Source organism: Algoriphagus sp. PAP.12 (genome assembly GCF_026652115.1).
Classification (GTDB): domain Bacteria; phylum Bacteroidota; class Bacteroidia; order Cytophagales; family Cyclobacteriaceae; genus Algoriphagus.
The window spans coordinates 342,096-365,243 of record NZ_JAPPSQ010000002.1 but is presented as its reverse complement, the minus strand read 5'-3'; the positions used below and the strand labels follow the sequence as shown (position 1 = coordinate 365,243).

The following is a 23,148-nucleotide window of genomic DNA, read 5'->3' as shown; positions in this document are numbered from 1 at the left end:
CCAATTTTCCTTCAAAGTAGGCCACTCTTGTTCCAATACACTGTAATATATCGTGTCTCTTCTCCTCCCTGTACAAAGAAGGGTATGACTCCTTAGGACACCTTCCTCGATTATTCCCATTTTCAACAGGGCTTTTCGTGCTGGCAGATTTAAGACATCAGTTTTGATTTCTACCCGCTTTACTTTCAGGATTTCAAATGCATATTCCATCATTAAGAATTTCATTTGGGAATTAACTCCTTTTCCCTGAGATGGCTTTCCTAGCCAGGTCCAGCCGATTTCGATTCTTTCATCCTTTTTGGAATAGTTTCCAAAAGCAGAGGAACCTAATATTTCCTGTGTTTCTTTATCAATAACCGTAAACTGGACTCTATCCCCATCAAATGCTGGTTGAGCCCATTTTTCCAATTCCTCAGGAATGCTCAAATCTGAGGTAAAGTAATTCCACATTTCCTTCTCCTGCGTCAAGGTTAGCATAAAAGGAAAATCCTGCTTAAAAATAGGTCTAAGCAGGATTTGATGATTTTGTAGGGTTATTGTTGATTCTAGCATCAGCTATAGACTTCTCGTAATGTTTGATTAAATAACGCAATTTCTTCTGTAGTTCCAGTCGAAATTCTACACCAATCATTCAAGGGTGGAAAAGGTCTTCCAATGATGATCCCTTTGTCTCTAAAGGTTTTGTTTAATTCAACGATATCTCTTCCGGAATGGAAGAATATGAAATTGGCATGGGAAGTGGCATATGGAAGTTTCAAATCCTTCAATGTCGCTATTATATCAGCTTTTGCTTCATTAGTTTTTTGGATTGCAAAGTCATAAAACTCTTGATCCTGAAGTGCGGCTTTTCCGGCTTCAATCGCCATGATATTGGTACTGGCAACTACTCTGTCTCGTAGTTTCTCAGCCAAAGCAGGTCTTGCAATCATATAACCCAATCTTATTCCCGCTAAGCCATATACCTTGGAGAATGTTCTGGACACAATCACATCTTTTCCCTCTTTGACTAATTCAACCATGGAGGGATAGTTAGGCTCGGTGATAAAATCATAATAGGCCTCGTCACTAAACACAATTGCTTTCTTGCTGACTGTTTCGCAGAAATCTCTTACTCTATCTGCAGGAAGAAGCTTTCCAGTAGGGTTATTTGGATTACAAAGGAAAACCAATCTGGTCTCATAGGTGACTCGCTTTTCTATTTCATCCAAATCAAAGTCTAAGTCTTTGGTCAATGGAACCCAATTGATATCCGTGCCCCAAAGTGCTGCATAATCCATCATAGTCAAGAAAGTAGGAGCACAGCTAATGATTTCTCCTCCTTCACCAAAGGTGATTCCTGTGACTTTCAATCCTTCAGTAGATCCAGCGACCAATACAATGTGGTCTTCGGGAACACCTTCTTTTTCAGCAATCATCTTTGTCAGGTCTCCGTTGTAAGCGTATGGATACCTACAACCCAAGTCAAAATGGGTTTGCATAGCCTGTCTAACTTTTTGAGAAGGGCCATACGGGTTCTCATTCGAACCGAGTCTTACCGGCCCCTCAAAAGGTCTAGGATTAAACTTTTTGATTTCTTCAGCACTCAAATCACTTAAAAAACCAGTTCCAGCTAAGGAAAGACCGGTGCTTATCCCCACTTTTTTTAGCCATGATCTTCTTGTAATTCCTGTCATCTTATGTTCGTTTTATTAGTAATATTCCAAGATTTCTCGACCTGCTTTGTAAAAATTACATTTTCGGACTTACTTTATTAAAAATAAGTTTTATCCTGAAAAAATCCAATAAATAAAATTTCATTTTAAAAATTTGCTTTCAAACAAAATATATTTTTAAATTATACAAAAGCACAATTAACCCTAAACCCCCTGTAATATGAAAAAAATTGTTTTTTTATTGATTGGTGGGTTGCTATGGTTCTCAACCCTCAGAGCCCAGCAAACTCAGTATATGGTATTCGAATTTGTCAAAGTGGAAAATGACCAAATCTTTGACTATATCGAATTTAAGGATTTGATGGAAAAGGTATATCGTCAGGCTTTGAATGACGGAAAGATCGATGGTTGGGATTTTTGGGCGCTGCAATCAGGTGCTGATCACAGCGACTTCCAATACATTATGATCACCTATTATGACGATCCTGTGAATATGATGAACGGTCTGGATGAGGAAAAGATGATGGAGTATACCAAAATTGCTTATCCTCATTTGAACGATGCCCAAGTGGTCAAACTCTTCCAAGAATCTCTCGCTATGAGAGATATGCCTATGAGGCTTTATATGAAAGAAGTTGCCCACACAGATGATAGCTTTCAAATGAAACCTGGTGTATTGGCCTCTTTTGATTTAATGAAAGCCAATGAAGGCTTGTTTGACGATTACGAACAGGCGGAAATGGAAGTTTTTAAGCCAATTCATCAAGAGCGAATTGAAAAAGGTCTGATGGGACATTGGAGTTTCTTGAGAACGGCGCTTCCGCTAGGTTCACAAGCCCAATCCACTCACTTGACGATGAATATGTATAAAGACTACATGCAGTTTTTCAATGGTCAGGCTTATGAAGATTTGGATCAAACAGCAGAAGAAAGAGATGCTGTCAATGAAGGCTTGAACTCACGAGACCAAAAGTGGGTTTATTTAGCAACACTAGAAAACGTCGTTCGATAACAGAGGTCCGGTTTGTTAAGACGCAGGGAGGCTTGGAGACAGAGCCTCCTTTTTATTTTTAAAGATTTTGAAAAGCAATAGACCTACAGCAGGTCCCAGGAATAAAAGACTCAATACTTGGGTAACTTCCAACCATTTTTGTAAAAATTGAGCAAACTGAATCGATAGGATAGTTAGGGAAAAACCAAAGCAATTGACTAAAGTAAGTGCTGTTCCTTTGTATTCAGAGGGAGTTGCTTGAGCCACCAATGTTGAAAATTGCGGAGAGTCTGCCGTTACCAACATTCCCCAAATCAGGAGAAAGCCAATCCAGAGAAAATCCGGTGAATTAGGTAGTATCCAAAGAAAGAGACAACAAATTCCAGATCCTACTAACGAGAATAGAGCAACTGTTTTGGATCCTTTTTTAACAGAGATCAATCCTCCAATTCCACAGGAAATTGCACCTACTCCGATGATTGCAAATGAAAGATATGCGTTGAAAGCTGTTTGGGTAGGCTGTGAACTAAAATAAGCTACGAGAGCAGGAACAAACGCCCAAAAGGTATAAAGTTCCCACATGTGCCCAAAATAGCCTGAGGCAGCTCCTTTCAGGGCTGGTAGTTTGGATATTCTCGGTATGACTCCCCAGTCAAATTTAGGACTTGCCTTGCGAAATGGACCGTCAGGAACTTTCCAACTTATTAAAATTCCTCCCAAGCAAGCAAGTGCAGATGTAGTCCAGAAAATGAATTTCCAGGAAAATTGCAAATCCAAGGCTCGAATCAAATGAGGAAATGCCGTTCCTAAAACCAATGCTCCAACTAAAAAACCTAGGGCTGATCCAAGTCCTTTTTGGAAATAATCAGCAGCGATCTTCATTCCGACTGGATAAATTCCTGCAAGGAAAAAGCCTACCAAAAAGCGGCCGATTAATAGACTAGATAAATGAAGGGGAAGAAGGGTGATCCCCAGATTGAAAAAAGCTGCTAATAAAGAACTGCAGAAAAAGACCTTATTGGGTGGAAACCTATCTGGTATAGATAGAATAGCAAAAACCAGCGTTCCTGAGATAAACCCAAACTGTACAGCTGTGGTAATGGAAGCTGTTAATTCTGGTTCTCCTAAAATCTTGCTTATTTCTGGAATAACCGCATTACCTGCAAACCAAAGAGAAGTGCCCAAAAATTGAGCAATTACGATCAAAATCAGGGCACTTCTTGAGGTAGGTTGGCTCATATTAAGCTCCTAGGATTTCTTTTATTTTTTCTACTTCCGAATCAGAGAACTGAGTGTTTTTGATAGCACTCACATTATCATTCAATTGCTCGGGCTTGGAAACACCCACCAGGACAGAAGTGATTCTAGGATCTTTCAAAAGCCAGGCAATTGCCATTTGCGCCAGCGTTTGATTTCTGGTTTTGGCAATATCATTTAGCTGGCGGATCATCTCAAGCTTTTCACCTCCGATTTGTTCTGGCTTGAGGTATCTACCGTCCTTGGCAGCTCTTGAATCTTCTGGGATTCCTTTTAGATATTTGTCAGTCAACATTCCTTGCTCCAAAGGTGAAAATGCGATGCTTCCGATGCCTTTTTCTCCCAAAACATTCAAAAGTCCACCTTCTACCCATCTGTCGATCATGCTATAGCGGGGCTGATGGATCAAAAGTGGTGTTCCCATCTGCTTTAGAATATCATAGGCTCTTGCGGTATCTTCGGCGCTGTATTGAGAAATCCCTACGTAAAGGGCTTTCCCTTGCCTTACTAACTGATCCAACGCTCCCATTGTCTCTTCCAGTGGCGTTTCGGGGTCAGGTCTATGGTGATAAAAGATATCTACGTAGTCCAATCCCATTCTTTTCAGACTTTGATCACAGCTTGCGATCAGATATTTTCTTGAACCCATATTTCCATAAGGTCCTGGCCACATATCCCAACCGGCTTTGGATGAGATAATCAATTCATCGCGAAAAGGAAGGAAGTCTTTTTTGAAGATTCTTCCAAAATTTTCCTCAGCTGAACCATAGGGAGGTCCGTAGTTATTGGCAAGGTCAAAATGGGAAATGCCTAAATCAAAGGCTCTCCTCAGAATTTTTCTACCCAAAGTAAAATCAGCATTATGACCGAAGTTGTGCCATAGCCCCAGGCTGATTTCAGGTAATAACAAACCGCTTTTACCAGTCCTTCTATAGTTCATCTGATCATATCGATCAGAGACTGGGTGATAAATTGGTAAAGGATTGTGATCATTGATGTGCATAAACAGGCTTTTTTAGGTTTAACCAAACCAAATTAAGGCGATAAAAACAGATATCAAACACAAAATGGACAAGAGGATCCAAGACTTTAGGATATATTTTATCCAGTCTTTATAGTTGATTCCCGCTGCAGCGATGACAGCCATCATCCCGCCGTTGGTTGGAGTGAGCATATCCATCATACTTGCTGGGTATTGATAAGTGAAAACAGCCAACTGACGTGAAATCCCTAATAAATCCATCAAAGGTGTGGCCAGCGGGATGGTCAAAACAGCATGCCCAGAGGTGCTTGGGACAGGAATGTGGATCAACAATTGTGTGAGGTACAATCCGGACAAAGCCATGGTATCTGGCAAGGATTCCAAAGGACTAAAAAGACCTTGAATCATGGTGTCTATTACCATTCCTTTTTCCAATACGATATAAACGCTTCGAGCCAACCCCACAATGACTCCCGCAAAGATCATTTCGCTAAAACCTGCTGTGTAGGCTCTTGCTGTACCGTTTAGTCCCATTTTCCCTAATAGACCACAGACGATTCCTATAGCAAAAAATAGGGCGGACATTTCATTAAATCCCCAGTCTTTTTGGGTGATTCCCCAGCCTGATACGACAACGCCCCCAGTTGCAAGGATTAAAATTAAAGCATTGTTCCAGGTGATTTTTACAGACATGAACTCCAGTGGTTCTGTTTGTTCTTCTTTTGATTTTCCTTTTCTGATCATCAAAAATGTCCACAACCCAATTCCTATCACAAACACCATCAACCTGAAGACAATTCCTTCTTGGACATTGAGCTCAGCAATATTCTGGGCCAATAGTCCATTAAATGGATTGATGGGAGATAAACCGGCACCAAGCAATGCAGAGCCAAGGGATAATCCTATGATTGATATTTTGTCATAATTCAATTTGTTGGCCAGCATGACGAGGATAGGGGCCATGGCTATAATTTCCTCCTGCATTCCAATCGTACCTCCGGCAATTGAAAAAGCGATAGATAAACAGACCAATAGGAAGATTGAATTACCTCTAAATCGATAGATCAAAGCCTCAATTCCAACCTGGAGTGCGCCTGTTTTCTCCACTACATAAAAAGCTCCACCAATTATAATGATCAAGACTACCAGATCTGCTCCGAAAATCAGACCCTCAGGAATTGCCAAAGCCAATTGTCCCAAAGAAATTGGTTGACTTTCAACTTCCTGATAGGTGCCTCCAATTACTACCTCTCGGCCCGTAGCTTCATCAATTCTTCTTTCAAATTCTCCTGCAGGTATCAGGTAAGTAGATATTCCAGATAGGATTACAAAAATAAGAAGGATGATTAAGGGGTGAGGGAAGGAGAGTTTCATGGGCTTTTTAGGAGTAGAGTATAAATCTGGCTTGCCAAATTGATTCGAAAATCATTAATCTCTCGGGTATTTGATAAGATGAGGATTCCTGTTTTTTGAATAGGATCAAATACGATCAGCGAACTAAATCCTGATTGGGCCCCAAAATGCCCGATCATTTTATGACCATCCAAAGTGATAGCCTGAAATCCTGCCGGAGGTAGATCGGAGGAGGTTTGAAGCCATTTTAGTTCTTTTTCCATTAATCCCAGGTCTCCTCGGGTTAACTGGATCAAGCCTTTGCTCAGGTCATCCAAGGTCGTTTCCAGTCCGGAAGAAGGAGAGGGGACTAAAGGAAATTGAATAGGTGAAGGCTTAATCCTCTTCCAGATTCTGGTTTTTCTATATCCATAATCAACGATTGATTCAGTATTAAATTTAGAATCAACCATTCCTAGATGATTTAACATGCTGGTTTGAACTAATTCTTGAAAAACCTTTCCAGATGATTTCTCCAATAAATATCCTATGAAATCAAAATTGCTATCAGAATATTGATAACTCTTATCTGATTCCAAGTTTTCCGAGTTTGAGATTAACTCTTGGCCGAATTCTTCGATAGAGAATGAAGCTTTTCTGCTTGTGATTCTTTGAAAAAGACTTTGATCATGGATTCCAGATTGATGTCTTAGCAATTGTTCAAAACTTAATTTTCCAAGCTCTGAATCAGCTGGGATTTCAGGGATATTAAGAATCGAAATGGGATCTGTTACGGTTATACCCAAAGAATCCAGATGACCAGCTAAGGTGAGACTGGTGAAAAGCTTTGAAATGGAAGCCACTGGTATCAGTGTGGAAGGTTTCAGGCTATCCTTTTGATCCAAATTATGAAAGCCAATGGACCTCTTGTAAGTTATTTTGGAATCTTCAATAATGGCTACAGAAAGTCCAGAAAGAAGATTTTCATTCAAAGTTGAAATCACTAAAGAATCAACAAGCTCAGCTTTTGATTGCGGAGATAGAGGTGTAGGAATTACGACTTTAGGATGACTGTTCCACCATTCGGAACCAAGAAAAATAATTCCCCAAGCGAGTAAAGGCCATAGAATGAATTTTGCTTTAATTTTCATTCCTTAACCATTTGTATTTCAGTTAGTAGTGGTAGATTGAGTTGGTTGATTTTTAAAATTGAATCTTGAAAGAACTGGTTTCTTTTACCTCTGGTAAAAGTCAAAGGAATCTCTCTGAAAAAGCTATTTAAAACATTGGATATCATAGTGTAATATTGGAATTTTTCTTTTCTAAATTCGAAAAATCACAATCTAATTTACTTCGATCCCAGTTTGCAGCAACTGCTGCGGCTTCATAAGTAGATTGTAAGAATACCAATAATGTTTCCTGAGGATTTGAACTGTTTTGGACAGTTTTGTAAGGAAGAATAAACTCTCCAAGAGTCGAGTTCCAAGATGCTTTTTCTGGAGATATTTTACTTTCCTGAAACCCTTCGGGATAAGGATAGCAATATGCATAAAAGCAAGGATCAGGATATGCGTCTCCTCCTGGCCAAAAGCCAATACTAAATACTTCATGAGAGTATGCTTCCTTCATCACCTCTTTGGAAATATTAGGTTGACTGGATTCATACTCAGGAGCCTCTTCTCCAGAAAATCTCGAATAAGCCAAATCAAATGATCCCCAAAAGAAATGTATTGGGCTATGCTTTCCCCTGAATCTGGCTCGAAATACAGTGAATGCATTCTGAATCAATACGAGAGCTTTCCAAAGCTTTTGTGCTTCATTGGGTAGGTAGGGAATTCTCTTTGTGTTTTTGGCAAAAGGAATGCAATCGATCATTTCATTGGGAGTGTCGCTAATTTTGACAGGAATTCCCAAGAATTTGAGCTTTTCATTCATTTGCTCATAAAAACTTGCAATCGTTTGCCCTCCCAGTGAAAATCTATCTCTAGTACCATTACTAGTTTTGAATTTTACCTCATGTCTGGTAAAGTCAAATCGAATTTCAAAGTTGCCAGATTCATAGGGAATCGGACCAGTGGTCAGGCCTTGAGAGTCAACATATAAAGTGACATGCCAAGAATGATTTTGCCAAGGAGATTTCTTTAATCGGACTTTGCCAATCATTTGAAACCAATGATGTAATAAGTACTGGGTGTCCTTATATTCCTCAAAAACTAAAGTCGGCCAGATTGATCTTTTGGTTGCCATAGGAAAAAATTTGTCTTTCAATTTATGGCTTTTCGATCAAGCTTCGAAATTAAATTTCAGGAATCAGCAAATCTTTCAAAATTTTCATTCCTTCTGTTGCGGAACTTTTTAAATGTGTGATTCTGCTTGGAAGTCTTGAGAATTCCGAATTTGGGTCTATAAGATAAATAGGAGAGCTAGAGGGAGCATAATCTACCAATCCCGCAGCCGGGTAAACTTGTAGTGAGGTGCCAATTACCAAAAATATATCCGCCTTTTCGGCCCATTTAATCGCATCCAGCATTTTTGGAACCGGTTCTCCAAACCACACCACGTTTGGACGTAGTTGGCTTCCTTTTTCACATTTGTCGCCTTTTTTAATTTCCCAATGATCCAATTCATAGACCAAATTGGGGTCTAAGGAACTTTGGGCTTTATTCAGTTCTCCATGGAGGTGAAGAACTTTGGTCGACCCGGCTCTTTCATGCAAATCATCCACGTTTTGGGTAATGATCAAAACCTCAAAATTTGATTCCAATTCAACCAAAAGCTCGTGGGCTAAATTAGGAATACATTCTCTGGCTTGTTTTCTCCTCAAATTGTAAAACTCCTGAACTAAATCTTGATTTCTCCTCCAACCTTCAGGGGAAGCAACCTCCATCACGTGATGACCTTCCCATAATCCACCACTGTCCCGGAAAGTTTTGATCCCACTTTCAGCAGAAATACCAGCTCCAGAGAGAACTACCAAACGTTTTTTATTCATAATTAAAATTAGAAGGTGCAAAAGAATGATGCAAACTATCTCTAGTCTTTTGGCTTATAGTCTAAAGGCATCAAGTCGGCTACTTTCTCCCAACCCATATAGCCTTCTACCAAAATCCCCAGAGGTTCGGAATAACTACCATTTTCAAACAGTTCCAAAAGAGGAACCCTGATGTACAGTTTAGAAACTTGAGGTCCCGGATTTGAAGCATTCATGGAACCCAAGAATTCTGCTGATTCTTTTTCCTCCAAATAGGTAACATGAAGAATTGCATCTCCTTTCAAAATTCGTTTTCCTTCGGGGTCTGTTGAAATAATTTCGGATGAACTGATTGGGTTTCTTTCCAAATAGTCAACACTGTCGGGTAGAGATTTCTTATCCAAAAAGTAAAATTGAAGGGAATCTTTGACAGTTTGATCTTGAGATTCTTTAAATAGAATTTCTGCGTTTTCAATGGATTCCTTTCTTGGTTTTTCAGGATTGGGGACCTGAAAAATTCTTCTGATTTCATAGCGCTCTTTTCGGGTGTTTCCGTGGTATAGCGCTGAAATAAAATGTTGAAGGCTTCCCTGATAAGCTTCTAGCCGATTTTTTTCGATTCTCCTCTCTTTTGATTTGGAAAGATTTTGATTGGGGATGAATAGGGGATATCCCAAATAATAAAATGAACCTGCTCTTGAATTATATTCAAATTTTACCAGATCAAAATCCAAGGTATATCCTAAGTTGGGATTATGAATCAAAATCGGTTCATTGGCACTTGCCAAAAGGACTCCAGGTTTGGAATCACTATCCAGTAGGATCTTTTTTTCATTTCCTATTCCTGCTTTTTTTGCGTTTTTGCTGGTTCCAAGGAAATAGTTTTTGAAAGTTCTCAAGTTTCTATACCAAATCGAGTCTCTTTCATCATTGACATCAATTCCACCTAATTCAGTCTCGTTTACTTGGAGATAGATCAAATACCCATCTTTAGGGAGATTGTCTGTTTGAATGTGGAAGGTTTGGGTTTCGTATCCAATCATCCGGATGGCCACATCATAACTTCCATTTGGGATTTCGATCTGAAACTGACCCTTTTCATCAGCAGTAATCCCCAATGTGGTATTTGGTAGGTAGATTGAACAATAAGGGACCGGATTTCCAGTTCCTGACTCTTCAACCCGACCTTTCAGGAGAGCCTGACCAAATGAAAGATGTATGATGAAGCAAAGAATTAAGGCAGAAAAATGTCTTTTCATTGAACTCTAAAAATAGAAAAATAAAAACGGTCAGCTTTGGACTGACCGTTTTTCTAGAATTTATTTTTTCTTGGAAAACCTTCCTCCTCGTTTTTTAGGCTCTGGCTGATTTTCTATGATTTCCATCGTTTCTTCATAGGTTAATTTCTCAGCTTCCTTGTCTTTAGGGATTTTGAAATTATTCTTTCCAAATTTGATATAAGGCCCCCAACGTCCATTTAGGATTTGAATATCAGGATTCTCATCGAAGCTTTTGATATGCTTTTTGGCATCAGCTTCTCGCTTGTCTTTGATCAATTGGATTGCTTCTTCCTCAGTAATACTCAGAGGATCCATTTCCTTTTTCAAAGAAACAAAAGATCCATCATGCCTTACGTAAGGACCGAATCTACCTATAGCAGCTACAATTTTTTTGTCCTCAAACATGCCCACATCTCTTGGGAGCTTAAATAGTTCCAAAGCATCCTCTAGGCTGATATTTTCGATGAATTGGCCTTTCTTAAGGGAAGCATATTGTTTGTCTTCATCCTCATTGTCACCAATCTGAACCAAAGGTCCAAATCTTCCCAAGCGAGCTGTCATCGGTTTTCCAGATTCAGGATGATTTCCCAAGAATCGGCTCGTATTGATATCCTGTCTTGAAACCTGCTCAGTTTCTTCGACACTGTGGTGGAAGTTGCCATAGAATGAATCAATCATATCCTGCCAAACTTGTCCACCTGCAGCGATATCATCAAATTCCTTTTCCACCTTGGCGGTAAAGTTAAAGTCAATCACATTTGGGAAATGCTCGACCAAGAAATCGTTGACGACCATGGCCATATTGGTAGGGAAAAGCTTCTGCTTTTCTGCACCGGTGATTTCGGTTTTGGTTTCTGATTTAAACTGACCTTTGGCGATTTTCATTTCCTGATACTCGCGAGGCTTTCCATCTCTGGACTCCTTGATGACGTATTCCCTTCTCTGAATGGTAGAAATCGTCGGAGCATAAGTGGATGGTCTACCGATACCCAATTCTTCCAATTTTTTTACCAATGAAGCTTCCGTGTATCTTGGAGCAGGTCGGGTAAAGCTTTCTCTACCTTTCATTTCAAGAAGGTCCAATCCCTGTCCAATCTGAAGTGGTGGAAGCAGAGATTTGTTGCTGCTATCTTCCTCATCCGGCTCATCATCGGTACTTTCTAGATAAACCTTCAGGAATCCTTCGAATTTGATGATTTCCCCATGTGCAGAAAGTGTCAAATCTGAATTTGAAATGGCAATCGTGATTGTTGTCTTTTCCAGTTGAGCATCGGACATCTGAGATGCAATGGCTCTTTTCCAGATCAGCTCATACAAACGTTGTTCATTGCGGTCACCAGAAACCTGAGACACAGAAAAATCAGTAGGTCTGATGGCTTCGTGAGCTTCTTGAGCACCTTCTGATTTGGTTGTATATTTTCTGGATTGATGGTATGAAGATCCGTAAGAATCTTCAATGGCATTTTTGGCAGATTTCATCGCGTCCTCAGATAGATTGACACTATCAGTACGCATATAAGTGATCTTACCTGCTTCGTATAGTTTCTGAGCCACAGACATGGTCTGAGCTACGGAGAAATACAATTTTCTACTCGCTTCCTGCTGAAGTGTTGAAGTTGTAAAAGGAGGAGCTGGAGACTTTTTAGCTGGTTTTTTCTCAAGGTTTCCAACTGAAAAATCAGCATCGAGACAACTCTTTAAGAAGCTTTCTGCCTCTTCTTTGGTTTCGAATTTCTTAGGAAGCTCAGCTTGGAAAGATTTTCCCTCGGTTTCAAACTGAGCAGTGACTCTATAGGAAGACTTGGCATTGTGGGCTTCGATTTCTCTCTCTCTATCCACTATCAACCGAACAGCTACAGATTGAACACGGCCAGCTGAAAGTCCGGTTTTGATTTTTTTCCAAAGAATAGGTGAAAGTTCAAACCCTACCAGACGGTCAAGAATTCTACGTGCTTGTTGTGCATTGACCAAATCAATATCGATTCCACGTGGATTCTCTATTGCTTTAGTTATTGCATTTTTTGTAATTTCACGAAAGACGATTCTTCGTGTATTGTCATCTTTGAGTTTGAGTACTTCTTTCAAGTGCCAAGAAATGGCTTCTCCTTCGCGGTCATCATCACTTGCTAGATAGATTGTCTCGGCGTCTTTTGCCAAGTTCTTCAAGTTTTTGATTACTTCTTTTTTATCAGGAGTTACTTCGTAGGTTGGTTTGAATCTGTTTTTTATATCGATCGCTTTATCACCTTTAGGAAGGTCTCGAACATGTCCGTAGCTGGAAGCTACTTTGAAGTCCTTGCCCAAGTATCCTTCAATGGTTTTTGCTTTGGCAGGTGATTCGACGATTACAAGGTTTTTGGACATATAAGCTAAGATATAAAGCCTGAGCAGACTTGATTTGAAATGCTAAAAATAGAGGGCATACTATTCACCTCCAAATTTTAATCTTGAAGAGATGACATAAATAGAATGGTTTTTGAAATAGAATAAATTAGAAATAGACCCTTTAAAGTACCCAAGATGAAGAAGTTATTATTAATAAGACATGGTGAAGCAGGTTTTTCTGATGGAACTGATTTTCAAAGACAATTGACTGATTTTGGTATTGAAAAAGTGAAAAGAGTTGGAAAAACTCTTCAATCAACCCAACCAGAAATTGATTTTATGTACTGTTCTCCCGCTCAAAGAACACGAGAAACTGCAGAAATCTTAGGCTCTTTTATTCTGATTAAAGCCTATGATTTGCAAAAATCTATATATGAAGGGGATTTGGGGTCTTTGATGGAGCTTATTGAAAATATTCCTGAAATAGCAGGATCATGTTTGATAGTTGGGCATAACCCCATCATCAGTCTGCTTTTGTCGACGCTGACAGACAGTTCTTATCAAAATATGACGCCTGGTACTCTGGCGATCATTGAATTTGAATTTGATTCTTGGAAATTGGTCAGCTCAGGTACCGGGATTTTGAGAGAAATCATCAGTTAGAATTTTCCGAATACAATAAAATCGTATTAATACGAAATAATCGTAGGTTTTATGAGATTCATTTTTTACATTAGTCTTCATGGAAGAGTTGAGCACCTACGAAGAGCAGATTATGCAGATCCTTTGGAAGAATGAAAGAGCTGTTGTTAGGGAAATTTTGGAAGAATTACCTGACCCCAAACCACCTTATACGACCTTGGCTTCATCTGTAAAAATGTTAGAAAAGAAAGGCTATGTAGATCATAGGACTTATGGAAAGACCCATGATTATTATCCTGTAGTGACTCAAGAAGCTTATAGAAAAAGGAGTTTCAATCATTTGGTCAAGAATTTCTTTGACGATTCGGTAGAAAATGTTCTTTCCTTTTTGGTAACTGAAAAGAAAATTTCAGAAAAAGAAGTGGAAGATCTTCAGCGGTTGATTGATGGGTTTGAAAACAGAGAAAAGTGATGGAAAAGTTTATTTCATATTTTCTGGAATCTGGGATTTGTCTCTTGGTGGCATGGGGCTTTTATAAATTAGTATTGGAAAAGCTGACCTTCTTCTCTTGGAACAGAGCATTCTTGATGGTTTCAATTTTGGTCTCTATTCTTTTTCCATTTCTAGATTTCAATTTTCTTCCTGCTGAAGCCCTGCCTTTAAACCCAATAAATGTTATAGAATCCGGTGATTTGATTTCTCCTACAAATGAGTATTCAGGTAGTAAAATAAATTATCTCTCCACTGCTTTTTATATTCTTTATGCTTCTGGGGTGTTGTGGATGATAGGAAAGCTTCTTTTGGGAATCATTAAAACAATAATGATGATTCGTGATTCTGATAAAATCACATTTAAAGGATTCAAAGTTGCTTTGGATTCTGGTTTTAGGCCTTCTAGCTTCTTCAATTTTATTTTGATGCCGGCAAATCCGACCAATTCGGAAAGTTTTGATCAGGTATTCAAGCATGAGTCCATGCATGTGCAGTTAGGACATTCATTCGATGTTATTTTTATTCAGTTGGTAAAAAGCTTTCTATGGTTTAATCCATTGGTTTACCTAGTTGAACAAAGCCTGAAAGAAGTCCATGAATACCAAGCCGATGCTGGTGTTATTTCTGAATATTCTTCTATTTCTTATTCGAGACTATTGGTGGAGTTTGCCAGCTCTAATCATCCCAATTGGCAATTAATTAGCAGTTTTAATCAATTTCAAACAAAAAATAGAATTTTAATGATGCACAAAAGTAAATCTGAAAGGAAGGACTTGAAAAGGTTTTTTGCTGGTCTTTTGGTCTTGATCTCAGTGGGCTTGATTGTTTCGTGTTCAACTGGTGTCCAAAGAGGTGATCTTGTTGGAACATGGAAAGGTGACGATTTCCAATTTGTTCAGTCAGAAGGTCCTGATTTAGTGGCGATGATAGAAGGTGGGAGAGATCTTCATGAAAAAAGTGAGTTGATATTGAATGAGGATGGAACCTATAAAATCCAAGTCAACGGAGAAATCTTAAATGGAGAAGGAACATGGGATGTTGAAGGTGGGGCTACTTTAGTTACCGATGATGGAAATGAAGTGACCAGCTATGAAATAGTAAGTTTTACCGAAGATAAATTGGTTACCAAGCATCAGGTAGAATTTGAAACTCCAATGGGCAAATTGGCTGGTACTATTACACAATCTTATAAACGTTAAAAATTTTAATAAAATCTACGAAAAAACCGTAATACTATGAAAATGACTCAGATAAAACGAACTAGTATGTGCACGTTCCTAGCTTTAGGAATTCTTTTCATTTCTTCATTTGCATTTAAAGCGGATATAGTGGGAGATTGGAAAGGATCAGAATTCAAATTTGATCAAGCCAAAGGGGAGAAAATGCCGGCTTTGGAAGAAGGAGGAAAGATGATGCATTTGAATTCGGTGATGAAAATCAATGCAAATGGTACTTACCAGATTTTAAATCTTGATGGTAGTATGAATGGGAAGGGAATTTGGAAGGAAAAAGGGCAGCAATTAGTGACGACCGATGAAAAAGGAAATGTGGTGAATTATGAAATTGAAAAGCTTTCGGAGAATACCTTGATTACCTCTCATTTGGTGGAAATGGAAACACCCAAAGGGATTGTAGCGGGTAAGATCACTTTGACGTATAGTCGCTAAAGATTGTCCGAAAGGCGATTTTTCTATAGGGTTAATGTAAAAAGCCGCAAAATTTGTGTTTTGCGGCTTTTTATATTTTCCGATTCGAGATATTAATCCATCATGCTTCCGAAGAAAATTGCGTTGAAGAACAATTTATTTGTGCCGAACCAAGCACCACGGAAATTAGGGCTGTCAAAGAAATTAATGACTCTTCCTCTTCCAGATAGGGATATGATCACACTTGCACTTTGCTTCAGCTTTTCAAGGTTTTGATCATTAATATATCCTCCCAAATGTGGGTTTTCTGTATAGCGAATTGGTGTAAGATACTTGTTTTTGCTAGGTGCCATAAATAAGCTCGAATTTCTATAAACAGGCATGGTTTCTCTATGATAACCGTAGGCGATTGGATGAGTCAAATCCAATTTGGCCATGTAAATACTTCCACCAACTTCCTTAGCTCCCTCATAATCTCTTCTAACTTCAAAAGGTAATTCAGATGGCTCAGGAGCCTCTTCGAATTCTAATTCAGATTCTTTGGTAATACCGATTCTGTTAAGCCAAAGGACATTAGTTTTCATAGATATTACTGTTCCTCCTCGATTAACCCAATCTTTCAAATGGTTGGTAAAGCTTTCGGATTGAGAAGAATAATTGCCTGTTGGTAAAATAAGTGTGCTATAATCAAACAGGTTTACTCTTCCCAGCATATCAGAATTGATTTTGGTAATCGGCATTCCGATTTGCATATCCATCAGATGCCAGATTTCTCCTGCTTCGTAGGAGTTGACACCTGAGCCTACCACCATCAGGATTTTGGGTTTTTTTACCTCTCCGACAAGATTCGACCCCAAATCAATCCCCGAAACATTCATCCCTGTTTGGACAGCAAATACTTTTTGATGGGTCTTGCTGGCGATTTCTTTCAATTTCTCTTGAACCTCCTGATTGCTCATTTTCTGAAAACCTAAAGGAACCATCAATGTTCCCGCTCCAAATTCTGTTTCTCCATCCTGCGTGGTAGCTGTAAATGATCTGTTAACCACTTCCACGTGAATGCCTGCTTTTTGCATTTCAAAAAGCATTTTCGGCGCATAGTAATCCGACCAGTCTATCAAATAGGCATAAGCTTTCCCTGTTGGGTATTCAAAAGTTGGAAGTGAGGTTTCAGTGACTTCATCACCCAATTTTGCGGAGCCAGAGGCTGCAAAAGGCATCCCGAATGCACCTGCCATTGTCCAGGCTGAAGCATCATAGAAAACTGAATCGGCAAATTCCTTTTCATATTCAAACATGGTTCTGACCATTCGATATTGAGCTTGATTGGTCGGAACAATCCAAGATTTTCCTTTTTTGAAAGAGAATCCACCAGTCTGAAAGTCTGAAGTGTTTTCATAAACTTTGATTTGATGGTGTTTGAGAAATTTTATAAAAAGTCTACTTCTACTTTCATCAAATTCATCACCAAATACATAATTTTTTGCTGGATCCATACTTCCTTGTAATAGTGCAGATTCAAAGAATTCCCGAAGGTAATCATGCATGTATTCACGATTATCCATAGAAGCTTCCAAGGTCGCCAAAGAATTGACTACATGGTTTCTGATCGTAAAGGCAAAGGTGATTTCACCTCTCTGGCTATCCTGAACATGGCCTCGAGAGCTGGCAGTTTCAAATACCAATCCCAAACCTCCATGAATATCCGGATAGGTTGACCCATATCCAGGATAGCTATTGTCAAAGACTTCCTTGGTCCAATATAGGCTTTGGATTTCATCCATGTATTTGGAGAAATACTTAGCAAATCTCGGGTTGATATCATCGTAATTCTTTCTTGGTACAACAGGGTTTTCTGAACCATAAGGCTTGGTAGGTTCAAAGAAATAGGTGCTGTTGGTTCCCATTTCATGGAAATCCGTAGTCACATTTGGATACCATTGATGATACCATTTAATCTTCGCTTGAGATTCTGGATGAGCCAAAGGCAACCAATCTCTGTTCAGATCAAACCAATAATGGTTGGTTCTACCTCCTGGCCAGGCCTCATTATGCTCTCTATCCAATGGATCAGCTACTGGAGGGAATCCCTTATTGGAGTCCGCCCAAAGGCTATGTCTATCCCTTCCATCAGGGTTCACAGTTGGGTCAAAATGAACAACAGCTCCCTCTCGAACTCTTTTCGCCAAATCCGATTGAGAAGCTAGCAACCAATAAGCGCTCAACATGGCAGCTTCTGCCGAAGAAGGCTCGTTCCCATGAACTCCATATCCTAAATGGATGATTGCAGGCATGGCACTCACATCAGGTTTGCCTTGACTTGGATCTGCTAACTGAAGCTGTTTGAGACGAATCTCCTCCAGATTTGCCATGTTTTCAGCTGAGGTGATGGTTAAAATGATTTTTGGTCGATGCTCATGGGTATAGCCTATTGTTTTCAAAGAAGCCTGATCGCTGACTGCATCTAACTTTTCAAAATATTTGACAATAAGGTCATATCGGGTATGCCATTCTCCGATCGGATAACCCAGAAACTCCTCAGGTGAAGGGATTTGTGGGTCAAAACTATCTCCGGGAAAGAAATAATCCGTCTGAGAAAAAGTGGATTGGAAGCTTAAGATGAATAGAATTATTGCTGTGTAAATTTTCTTCATAGGGTGGTTGATTTTTTTGAAATTAGGAAAGGCTGGGTTGATTTCTGGGAAAAATACATCAATGGTTTTCCGATTCACATCATTTTTCCAGTAATTTATTGCCCTTAGAATTCATTCCTAAAATAATCTATTGTTATGAACAAGCAATTTAAGACCCTGGCTTTTTTAGCTGCAGGAATCTGTGTCAGTACCCTTGCAACAGCTCAAGAAAAGACTCCACCACCATTGCCTCCTCAGGCTACAGAATTTTATACACCTGTTCCTCCAAAGATCACTCCTGGAGCAGAAAACAACCTTCCTCCATCAGATGCAATTGTCCTTTTTGATGGAACATCCTTAAACAATTTTGTTTCTGCCAAAGATGGTTCAAGTCCTGCCGGATGGAAGATTGAAGATGGTGCATTGGTAGTAACTGCCGGGCAAGGAGATATCCAATCCAAGATGCCTTTCGGAGATGCTCAGTATCATCTAGAGTGGACTGCACCTACCGAAATCAAAGGCGAAGGACAGGGTAGAGGTAACTCTGGTTTCTTCCTGATGGGGATGTATGAAGTTCAGGTTTTGGACTCTTACGAAAGCAAAACTTATACAAATGGACAAGCTGGTTCAATCTATAAGCAATTTCCTCCCTTGGTGAATCCATTGAGAGCTCCAGGTGAGTGGAATTATTATGATATCATCTTCAAAGCTCCTCGATTTGATAAAAACGGTGTTTTGACTTCACCAGCAACTGTTACAGTATTGATCAATGGCGTATTGGTTCAGAATCACGTGATCTTGAAAGGTCCAACTGAGTATATCGGAATTCCGAATTACAAAGCTCATCCTGAAGTCTTGCCTATCATACTACAAGACCATGGCAACCCGGTGAAATTCAGAAATATCTGGGTAAGACCGCTTTAATTGACGAAATACGAAATACGATTTACGAGGCTTCTTTAGATAGATTGGTCTGTTTGAAAAAATGAGAATGAAAGTCTTTTCGACTTGATGTTTTAGACAAATAACTCTGAAGGTTCCCGTAAATCGTACTTCAAAAATCTTAATTTTTAAAACTTTAACCCAACCTATCCTATTATGTCCTCAAGAAGAAGATTTATCCAAAATACAATGTTGCTGGGAGCTGGCTTAAGTATGCCAAGCATTTTGACAGCAGCTGATTTCGGTACGTTTACCAGAAAAATAAAACCCTCTGACCAAATCAATTATGGATTGATTGGTTGTAAAGGAATGGGCTGGTCCAATATGAATGCGCACCTGAAGATTCCAAATGTGAATTGTGTGGCTTTGGCAGATATTGATCAGTCAGTTTTGGATCAAAGAACAGAGGATGTTTATAAAATTCGAGGCACTCGTCCAAAGCAGTATAAGGATTATCGCAAGCTTTTAGAGGATAAAGATATCGATGTAGTGATCATCGGGACGCCGGATCATTGGCATTGCCTGACGATGGTAGATGCTGTTTCTGCGGGAAAAAATGTCTATGTAGAAAAGCCGATTGCGAATACCATTGAGGAGTGCCAAATCATGGTGAAAGCCCAGGAGCGCTACGGAAAAGTAGTTCAAGTTGGGCAATGGCAGAGATCAGGCTCTCAATATGATGAGGCGATCAACTATGTCAAGTCTGGAAAACTAGGTCAGATCCGGTTGGTCAAATGCTGGGCTTATCAAGGATGGATGAAGCCGGTTCCAGTGTTGCCAGACGGTCCACCTCCGGCTGGAGTGGATTATGATATGTGGTTGGGGCCAGCTCCAAAAAGACCATTTAACCCGAATAGATTCCACTTCAATTTCAGATGGTTTTGGGATTATGCAGGTGGCTTGATGACAGATTGGGGTGTACACGAAATTGATATTGCCCTTTATGCTATGGGAGTGAGTGCTCCGAAATCCGTAATGGCTTCGGGTGGTAAATTTGCTTATCCAGATGATGCTTCAGAGACTCCTGATACCCTTCAGACTGTCTATGAATACGATGGTTTCAATATGCTTTGGGAGCATGCAACTGGAATTGATGGCGGTAACTATGGCACGACTGAAGGCATTGCATTTATAGGAAACAATGCAACATTAGTAGTGAATAGAGGCGGATGGAAAGTAATCCCTGAAACAGAAACAGTGGATGGGGAAAGAAGAAATAAAATTGAGGTTGTTCCTCATATCAGCCCCGAAGGTAATGCCTTGGATCATCACGCTAAGAACTTTGTAGACTCTGTCATGGCCAACGATCCAAGTATGTTGAATTGTGCAATTCAAACTGGCTCGGTAGCTGCGATTAATGCTCAGATGGGAAATATTGCCTATAAGACTGGTAAAAAGGTGTACTGGGATGCAACGAAAAATCAGTTTACCGACTCAGAAGCCAATCAATTAATGAGAGCGCATTATCACAATGGCTGGCAAGTGCCGAAGGTTTAACGTCATTGCGATCCCGATTTTTCATTGGGAGAAGCAATCTATATTTAAGATATTTGATTTAAGAATTACGAGCCCTCCAGAGAGATTTGGAGGGTTTTATTTTTTTAAACTATTAAGTGATTGAAAAATGATGGATAGGAAGGCACGGAATTAAAAAGCATCTAAAAAGAATTGAGTTTATCACTTCTGTTAATCAAATAAAAATCAGATTGAAAAATTACCTTCCTTTCCCCCATGATTTTGATCTTCATAAAGTTAGGGTTGTTGGACGGTTAACTTTCTATTGGAGGAAAAGTAAATTCCGCAATAATCACCAATTCAAAAATGGGTTTTAGTAAAAATCAATAATTGGATATTGAGGTATTTAGTGATTTTTTTGTTTAAAAAGAGAGTTGTTAATAGATAGAACTAACTTTGAAATAATGATCCTACAAAAAGATTTAGAAGGATTTGTTTATGGAAAGTATTAAGTTTTTAATTTTTGAAAAAAAGGTAAAGGACCAAGTGAGTCGTGATTTACTTTTTATTACTGGTTTTGCTGTAGGTTTTGCCTTTTTATTGCTGGGGGGTAAGGAATTTTTTGCTGTAAAAGCATTTGAATCAATTGGATTTTTTGTTTTAGGATGTACTGGAATAGCTTATTCGTTTTTAAGTTTTTATTCGCTTTCAGAAAAAGAGAAATTGAATGGAAACTTTACAGGATATCTAATTTTTTCCAAATCAATTATCTCGGTAGGAGACAAAGGGTATGATTTAAAAGATGTTTTAAAAATGGAATTTTTTGTTGATGATTATGATGGATTGAAACATGGTTACCTAGGCTATTCTCCAATACCTAAAGTTTCTAATGGAGTGGAGAATTCAATTAGATTGAAAATGAATGACGGAACTGAGGAGAAATTCAATTTTCAATTGAACTATGAAAATGAATTTCAGAAGAAAATGAGAGACCTTTTGATCTCGTATCACATTCAAGATAAAATCTCTTTCTTAACCTTAATTCAATACATTGGAATTTCTGATAACTATGAGCAAATCCAAGAGCTTAAAAAAGAACTTGAACGCTTAAGGAGGTTCGTCTAATTCGTCTTGTAAGGTTTGAAGGTGTTGAAATTGGTTTTTAATCATTTTATAAATCAAATAAATTCTCAATTAGAATTGATTTAAATTATCTTTCTCTCATGAATATTCCCTCCAAACCTAGCAGGATCCTGATTGCCCTCGTATTCCTTTTTTCTTGTAAATCCACTGCACAGTGGGAAGGACAGGGACCAATCCAAATCATTGAGACGAATGATAAACCTGTTACTATCCAAACCAAGCAAACATTTGATGCTGGAGAAGGCGTTTATTTCTCCAATGAACTGGAAGGAGCTCGCCTGAATGAAGTTCAAAGAATGAATGATACTTTGATTCAGGTGACGATTTTGCCTGAAAATCAACCCGTCAATCCAAGTCCTTGGTATGGATTTAAAATTTGGTCAGAAAAGCCTCAGGAATTTTGGATTCAGTTTAGTTATGGAGGAATAGGCTTTCATCGCTATTTCCCAAAATCCAGTTTAGACGGGATTGACTATGTGAATGTGGATTCAACAGACTTTTTCCAACCCAAAACTGAAGAAAGAAGACCTGAATTGGGCTTTTTGAAAGTGAATAGTTCAAAAGATACCTTATGGATTGCTGCTCAGGATAGAATGGGAACGGCGCATGTTCAGCAGTGGAAGGAAGAGCTTTTGAAAAAAGATTTTGTGTCAAAAATAACCATTGGGAAAAGCAAGGAGGGAAGGCCTCTGGAAGTTTTGAAAATTGGAGAGGCAGATGATCAGCAAATGTTAATGGTTATTTCTATGCAGCATCCACCTGAATTAACAGGGTATTTAGCAATGGAAGCTTTTATCGAAGAACTGGTTAAGGATAGTCCTGAAGCCAGGAAGTTTCGAAAAAAATACAACCTCTATGTGATGCCTCAGATGAATCCTGATGGAGTAGCAAATGGACATTGGCGACATAATGTGGGTGGGATTGACCTGAATAGGGATTGGGTCAATTTTAATCAGCCAGAAACAAAAGCTCTTTCACAGTTTATGGAGAAAAAAGTAGCCGAAAGTGGAGGAGAATTCATATTCGCTGCGGATTTTCATTCCACTTGGGAAGATATCTTTTATACCAACAATGAGGAGTTAGAAGGCAATTTTCCAGGCCTGATTCCCAAAGTGATCAAAAGCTCTTCTAAGCGAATTCCAGGGTATATTCCCAATATCCGTCCCAATGAAGGGAATGAAAGAAGTGTGACTTCCAATTCCTATTTCTTTTTCGTTCATCAAGCCGAATCGATGACTTTCGAAGTAGGAGATAATACTCCTCGTGATGTGATTCAAATGAAAGGTCAATTTCTAGCAGAGGAATTAATGAAAATCTTAAATAAGAAAAAGTGGTAAAAAGCTTTTAACCCATTTAGGATAATCGGTTAATGGGTTTGAAATTGAATTTTTATCTTAGAGTATT

General features: G+C 39.0%; 20 protein-coding genes. 9 read left to right on the top strand and 11 right to left on the bottom strand.

Annotated elements, in window-relative coordinates; translation table 11 throughout:
• Together O0V13_RS04980 and O0V13_RS04975 are read right to left on the bottom strand one after the other, a co-directional pair.
• Positions 1–552: GNAT family N-acetyltransferase (locus O0V13_RS04980; RefSeq protein ID WP_268033887.1), on the bottom strand; the 552-nt coding region annotated here is incomplete at its 3' end.
• A complete protein-coding gene (locus O0V13_RS04975; RefSeq protein WP_268033886.1) occupies positions 552–1,673 on the bottom strand; it encodes a pyridoxal phosphate-dependent aminotransferase in 1,122 nt (373 codons plus the stop codon). The genes O0V13_RS04975 and O0V13_RS04980, both read right to left, overlap by 1 nt.
• A gap of 199 nt (positions 1,674–1,872) precedes the next feature.
• On the opposite strand from O0V13_RS04975, the gene O0V13_RS04970 reads away from it, so the two are divergent.
• On the top strand, positions 1,873–2,664 hold the full coding sequence (locus O0V13_RS04970; RefSeq protein WP_268033885.1) for a hypothetical protein: 792 nt from the start codon (positions 1,873–1,875) through the stop codon (positions 2,662–2,664).
• Between the two features lie 15 nt (positions 2,665–2,679).
• Here the strand turns inward: O0V13_RS04970 and O0V13_RS04965 are convergent, their stop codons facing one another.
• The 8 genes from O0V13_RS04965 to topA form a co-directional block, all read right to left on the bottom strand.
• Positions 2,680–3,882 (bottom strand): MFS transporter, encoded by a 1,203-nt coding sequence (locus tag O0V13_RS04965; RefSeq protein ID WP_268033884.1) that lies wholly within the window; start codon positions 3,880–3,882, stop codon positions 2,680–2,682.
• 1 nt (position 3,883) lies between these two features.
• On the bottom strand, positions 3,884–4,903 hold the full coding sequence (gene mgrA / locus O0V13_RS04960) for an L-glyceraldehyde 3-phosphate reductase (protein ID WP_268033883.1): 1,020 nt from the start codon (positions 4,901–4,903) through the stop codon (positions 3,884–3,886).
• A gap of 18 nt (positions 4,904–4,921) precedes the next feature.
• Positions 4,922–6,256 (bottom strand): YfcC family protein, encoded by a 1,335-nt coding sequence (locus O0V13_RS04955; RefSeq protein ID WP_268033882.1) that lies wholly within the window; start codon positions 6,254–6,256, stop codon positions 4,922–4,924.
• The gene (locus O0V13_RS04950) at positions 6,253–7,365 is read right to left on the bottom strand and encodes a serine hydrolase domain-containing protein (protein WP_268033881.1); all 1,113 of its coding nucleotides are present in this window, start codon (positions 7,363–7,365) and stop codon (positions 6,253–6,255) included. The genes O0V13_RS04955 and O0V13_RS04950 overlap by 4 nt, the downstream gene beginning before the upstream one ends.
• Before the next feature lie 142 nt (positions 7,366–7,507).
• Entirely contained in the window at positions 7,508–8,461 is a 954-nt protein-coding gene (locus O0V13_RS04945) for a DUF5996 family protein (protein ID WP_268033880.1), read from the bottom strand.
• A 49-nt stretch (positions 8,462–8,510) separates the two neighbouring features.
• Positions 8,511–9,206: an SIR2 family NAD-dependent protein deacylase gene (locus O0V13_RS04940; protein ID WP_268033879.1), complete on the bottom strand. Its 696-nt coding sequence runs from the start codon at positions 9,204–9,206 to the stop codon at positions 8,511–8,513.
• Positions 9,207–9,247: 41 nt separating this feature from the next.
• Positions 9,248–10,444 (bottom strand): carboxypeptidase-like regulatory domain-containing protein, encoded by a 1,197-nt coding sequence (locus O0V13_RS04935; RefSeq protein WP_268033878.1) that lies wholly within the window; start codon positions 10,442–10,444, stop codon positions 9,248–9,250.
• A 60-nt stretch (positions 10,445–10,504) separates the two neighbouring features.
• Positions 10,505–12,829 (bottom strand): type I DNA topoisomerase, encoded by a 2,325-nt coding sequence (gene topA / locus O0V13_RS04930; protein WP_268033877.1) that lies wholly within the window; start codon positions 12,827–12,829, stop codon positions 10,505–10,507.
• Positions 12,830–12,985: 156 nt separating this feature from the next.
• On the opposite strand from topA, the gene O0V13_RS04925 reads away from it, so the two are divergent.
• The 4 genes from O0V13_RS04925 to O0V13_RS04910 all read left to right on the top strand — a co-directional run bounded on the left by O0V13_RS04925 (position 12,986) and on the right by O0V13_RS04910 (position 15,592).
• Positions 12,986–13,453, top strand: a complete 468-nt coding sequence (locus tag O0V13_RS04925) for a SixA phosphatase family protein (RefSeq protein WP_268033876.1) — start codon at positions 12,986–12,988, stop codon at positions 13,451–13,453.
• A gap of 79 nt (positions 13,454–13,532) precedes the next feature.
• Positions 13,533–13,904: a BlaI/MecI/CopY family transcriptional regulator gene (locus tag O0V13_RS04920; protein ID WP_268033875.1), complete on the top strand. Its 372-nt coding sequence runs from the start codon at positions 13,533–13,535 to the stop codon at positions 13,902–13,904.
• Positions 13,904–15,124 (top strand): M56 family metallopeptidase, encoded by a 1,221-nt coding sequence (locus tag O0V13_RS04915; protein ID WP_268033874.1) that lies wholly within the window; start codon positions 13,904–13,906, stop codon positions 15,122–15,124. Before O0V13_RS04920 ends, O0V13_RS04915 begins: the two co-directional genes overlap by 1 nt.
• Positions 15,125–15,160: 36 nt before the next feature.
• Complete coding sequence (locus tag O0V13_RS04910; protein WP_268033873.1) at positions 15,161–15,592, top strand: lipocalin family protein; 432 nt, start codon at positions 15,161–15,163, stop codon at positions 15,590–15,592.
• Positions 15,593–15,684: 92 nt separating this feature from the next.
• Here O0V13_RS04910 and O0V13_RS04905 read toward each other — a convergent pair whose 3' ends face one another.
• Positions 15,685–18,225: a M14 family zinc carboxypeptidase gene (locus O0V13_RS04905; RefSeq protein ID WP_268033872.1), complete on the bottom strand. Its 2,541-nt coding sequence runs from the start codon at positions 18,223–18,225 to the stop codon at positions 15,685–15,687.
• A 135-nt stretch (positions 18,226–18,360) separates the two neighbouring features.
• Between O0V13_RS04905 and O0V13_RS04900 the strand changes: the two genes are divergently transcribed.
• From O0V13_RS04900 to O0V13_RS04885, 4 genes are all read left to right on the top strand, one after another.
• Positions 18,361–19,128, top strand: a complete 768-nt coding sequence (locus tag O0V13_RS04900; protein WP_268033871.1) for a 3-keto-disaccharide hydrolase — start codon at positions 18,361–18,363, stop codon at positions 19,126–19,128.
• Positions 19,129–19,302: 174 nt separating this feature from the next.
• Positions 19,303–20,643, top strand: a complete 1,341-nt coding sequence (locus O0V13_RS04895) for a Gfo/Idh/MocA family protein (protein WP_268033870.1) — start codon at positions 19,303–19,305, stop codon at positions 20,641–20,643.
• Between the two features lie 456 nt (positions 20,644–21,099).
• Positions 21,100–21,726, top strand: coding sequence for a hypothetical protein (locus tag O0V13_RS04890; RefSeq protein ID WP_268033869.1), 627 nt, complete (start codon positions 21,100–21,102; stop codon positions 21,724–21,726).
• A 98-nt stretch (positions 21,727–21,824) separates the two neighbouring features.
• Entirely contained in the window at positions 21,825–23,081 is a 1,257-nt protein-coding gene (locus O0V13_RS04885; protein WP_268033868.1) for a M14 family metallopeptidase, read from the top strand.
• Positions 23,082–23,148: the final 67 nt, after the last annotated feature.

Bases quoted from the DNA above. Each gene is read 5' to 3' on its own strand.
- O0V13_RS04895 (WP_268033870.1), top strand. From the start codon at position 19,303: ATGTCCTCAAGAAGAAGATTTATCCAAAATACAATGTTGCTGGGAGCT.
- mgrA (WP_268033883.1), bottom strand. From the start codon at position 4,903: ATGCACATCAATGATCACAATCCTTTACCAATTTATCACCCAGTCTCT.
- O0V13_RS04905 (WP_268033872.1), bottom strand. From the start codon at position 18,225: ATGAAGAAAATTTACACAGCAATAATTCTATTCATCTTAAGCTTCCAA.
- O0V13_RS04945 (WP_268033880.1), bottom strand. From the start codon at position 8,461: ATGGCAACCAAAAGATCAATCTGGCCGACTTTAGTTTTTGAGGAATAT.
- O0V13_RS04955 (WP_268033882.1), bottom strand. From the start codon at position 6,256: ATGAAACTCTCCTTCCCTCACCCCTTAATCATCCTTCTTATTTTTGTA.
- O0V13_RS04925 (WP_268033876.1), top strand. From the start codon at position 12,986: ATGAAGAAGTTATTATTAATAAGACATGGTGAAGCAGGTTTTTCTGAT.
- topA (WP_268033877.1), bottom strand. From the start codon at position 12,829: ATGTCCAAAAACCTTGTAATCGTCGAATCACCTGCCAAAGCAAAAACC.
- O0V13_RS04970 (WP_268033885.1), top strand. From the start codon at position 1,873: ATGAAAAAAATTGTTTTTTTATTGATTGGTGGGTTGCTATGGTTCTCA.
- O0V13_RS04910 (WP_268033873.1), top strand. From the start codon at position 15,161: ATGAAAATGACTCAGATAAAACGAACTAGTATGTGCACGTTCCTAGCT.
- O0V13_RS04935 (WP_268033878.1), bottom strand. From the start codon at position 10,444: ATGAAAAGACATTTTTCTGCCTTAATTCTTTGCTTCATCATACATCTT.
- O0V13_RS04900 (WP_268033871.1), top strand. From the start codon at position 18,361: ATGAACAAGCAATTTAAGACCCTGGCTTTTTTAGCTGCAGGAATCTGT.
- O0V13_RS04950 (WP_268033881.1), bottom strand. From the start codon at position 7,365: ATGAAAATTAAAGCAAAATTCATTCTATGGCCTTTACTCGCTTGGGGA.
- O0V13_RS04940 (WP_268033879.1), bottom strand. From the start codon at position 9,206: ATGAATAAAAAACGTTTGGTAGTTCTCTCTGGAGCTGGTATTTCTGCT.
- O0V13_RS04885 (WP_268033868.1), top strand. From the start codon at position 21,825: ATGAATATTCCCTCCAAACCTAGCAGGATCCTGATTGCCCTCGTATTC.
- O0V13_RS04920 (WP_268033875.1), top strand. From the start codon at position 13,533: ATGGAAGAGTTGAGCACCTACGAAGAGCAGATTATGCAGATCCTTTGG.
- O0V13_RS04965 (WP_268033884.1), bottom strand. From the start codon at position 3,882: ATGAGCCAACCTACCTCAAGAAGTGCCCTGATTTTGATCGTAATTGCT.
- O0V13_RS04975 (WP_268033886.1), bottom strand. From the start codon at position 1,673: ATGACAGGAATTACAAGAAGATCATGGCTAAAAAAAGTGGGGATAAGC.
- O0V13_RS04890 (WP_268033869.1), top strand. From the start codon at position 21,100: ATGGAAAGTATTAAGTTTTTAATTTTTGAAAAAAAGGTAAAGGACCAA.
- O0V13_RS04915 (WP_268033874.1), top strand. From the start codon at position 13,904: ATGGAAAAGTTTATTTCATATTTTCTGGAATCTGGGATTTGTCTCTTG.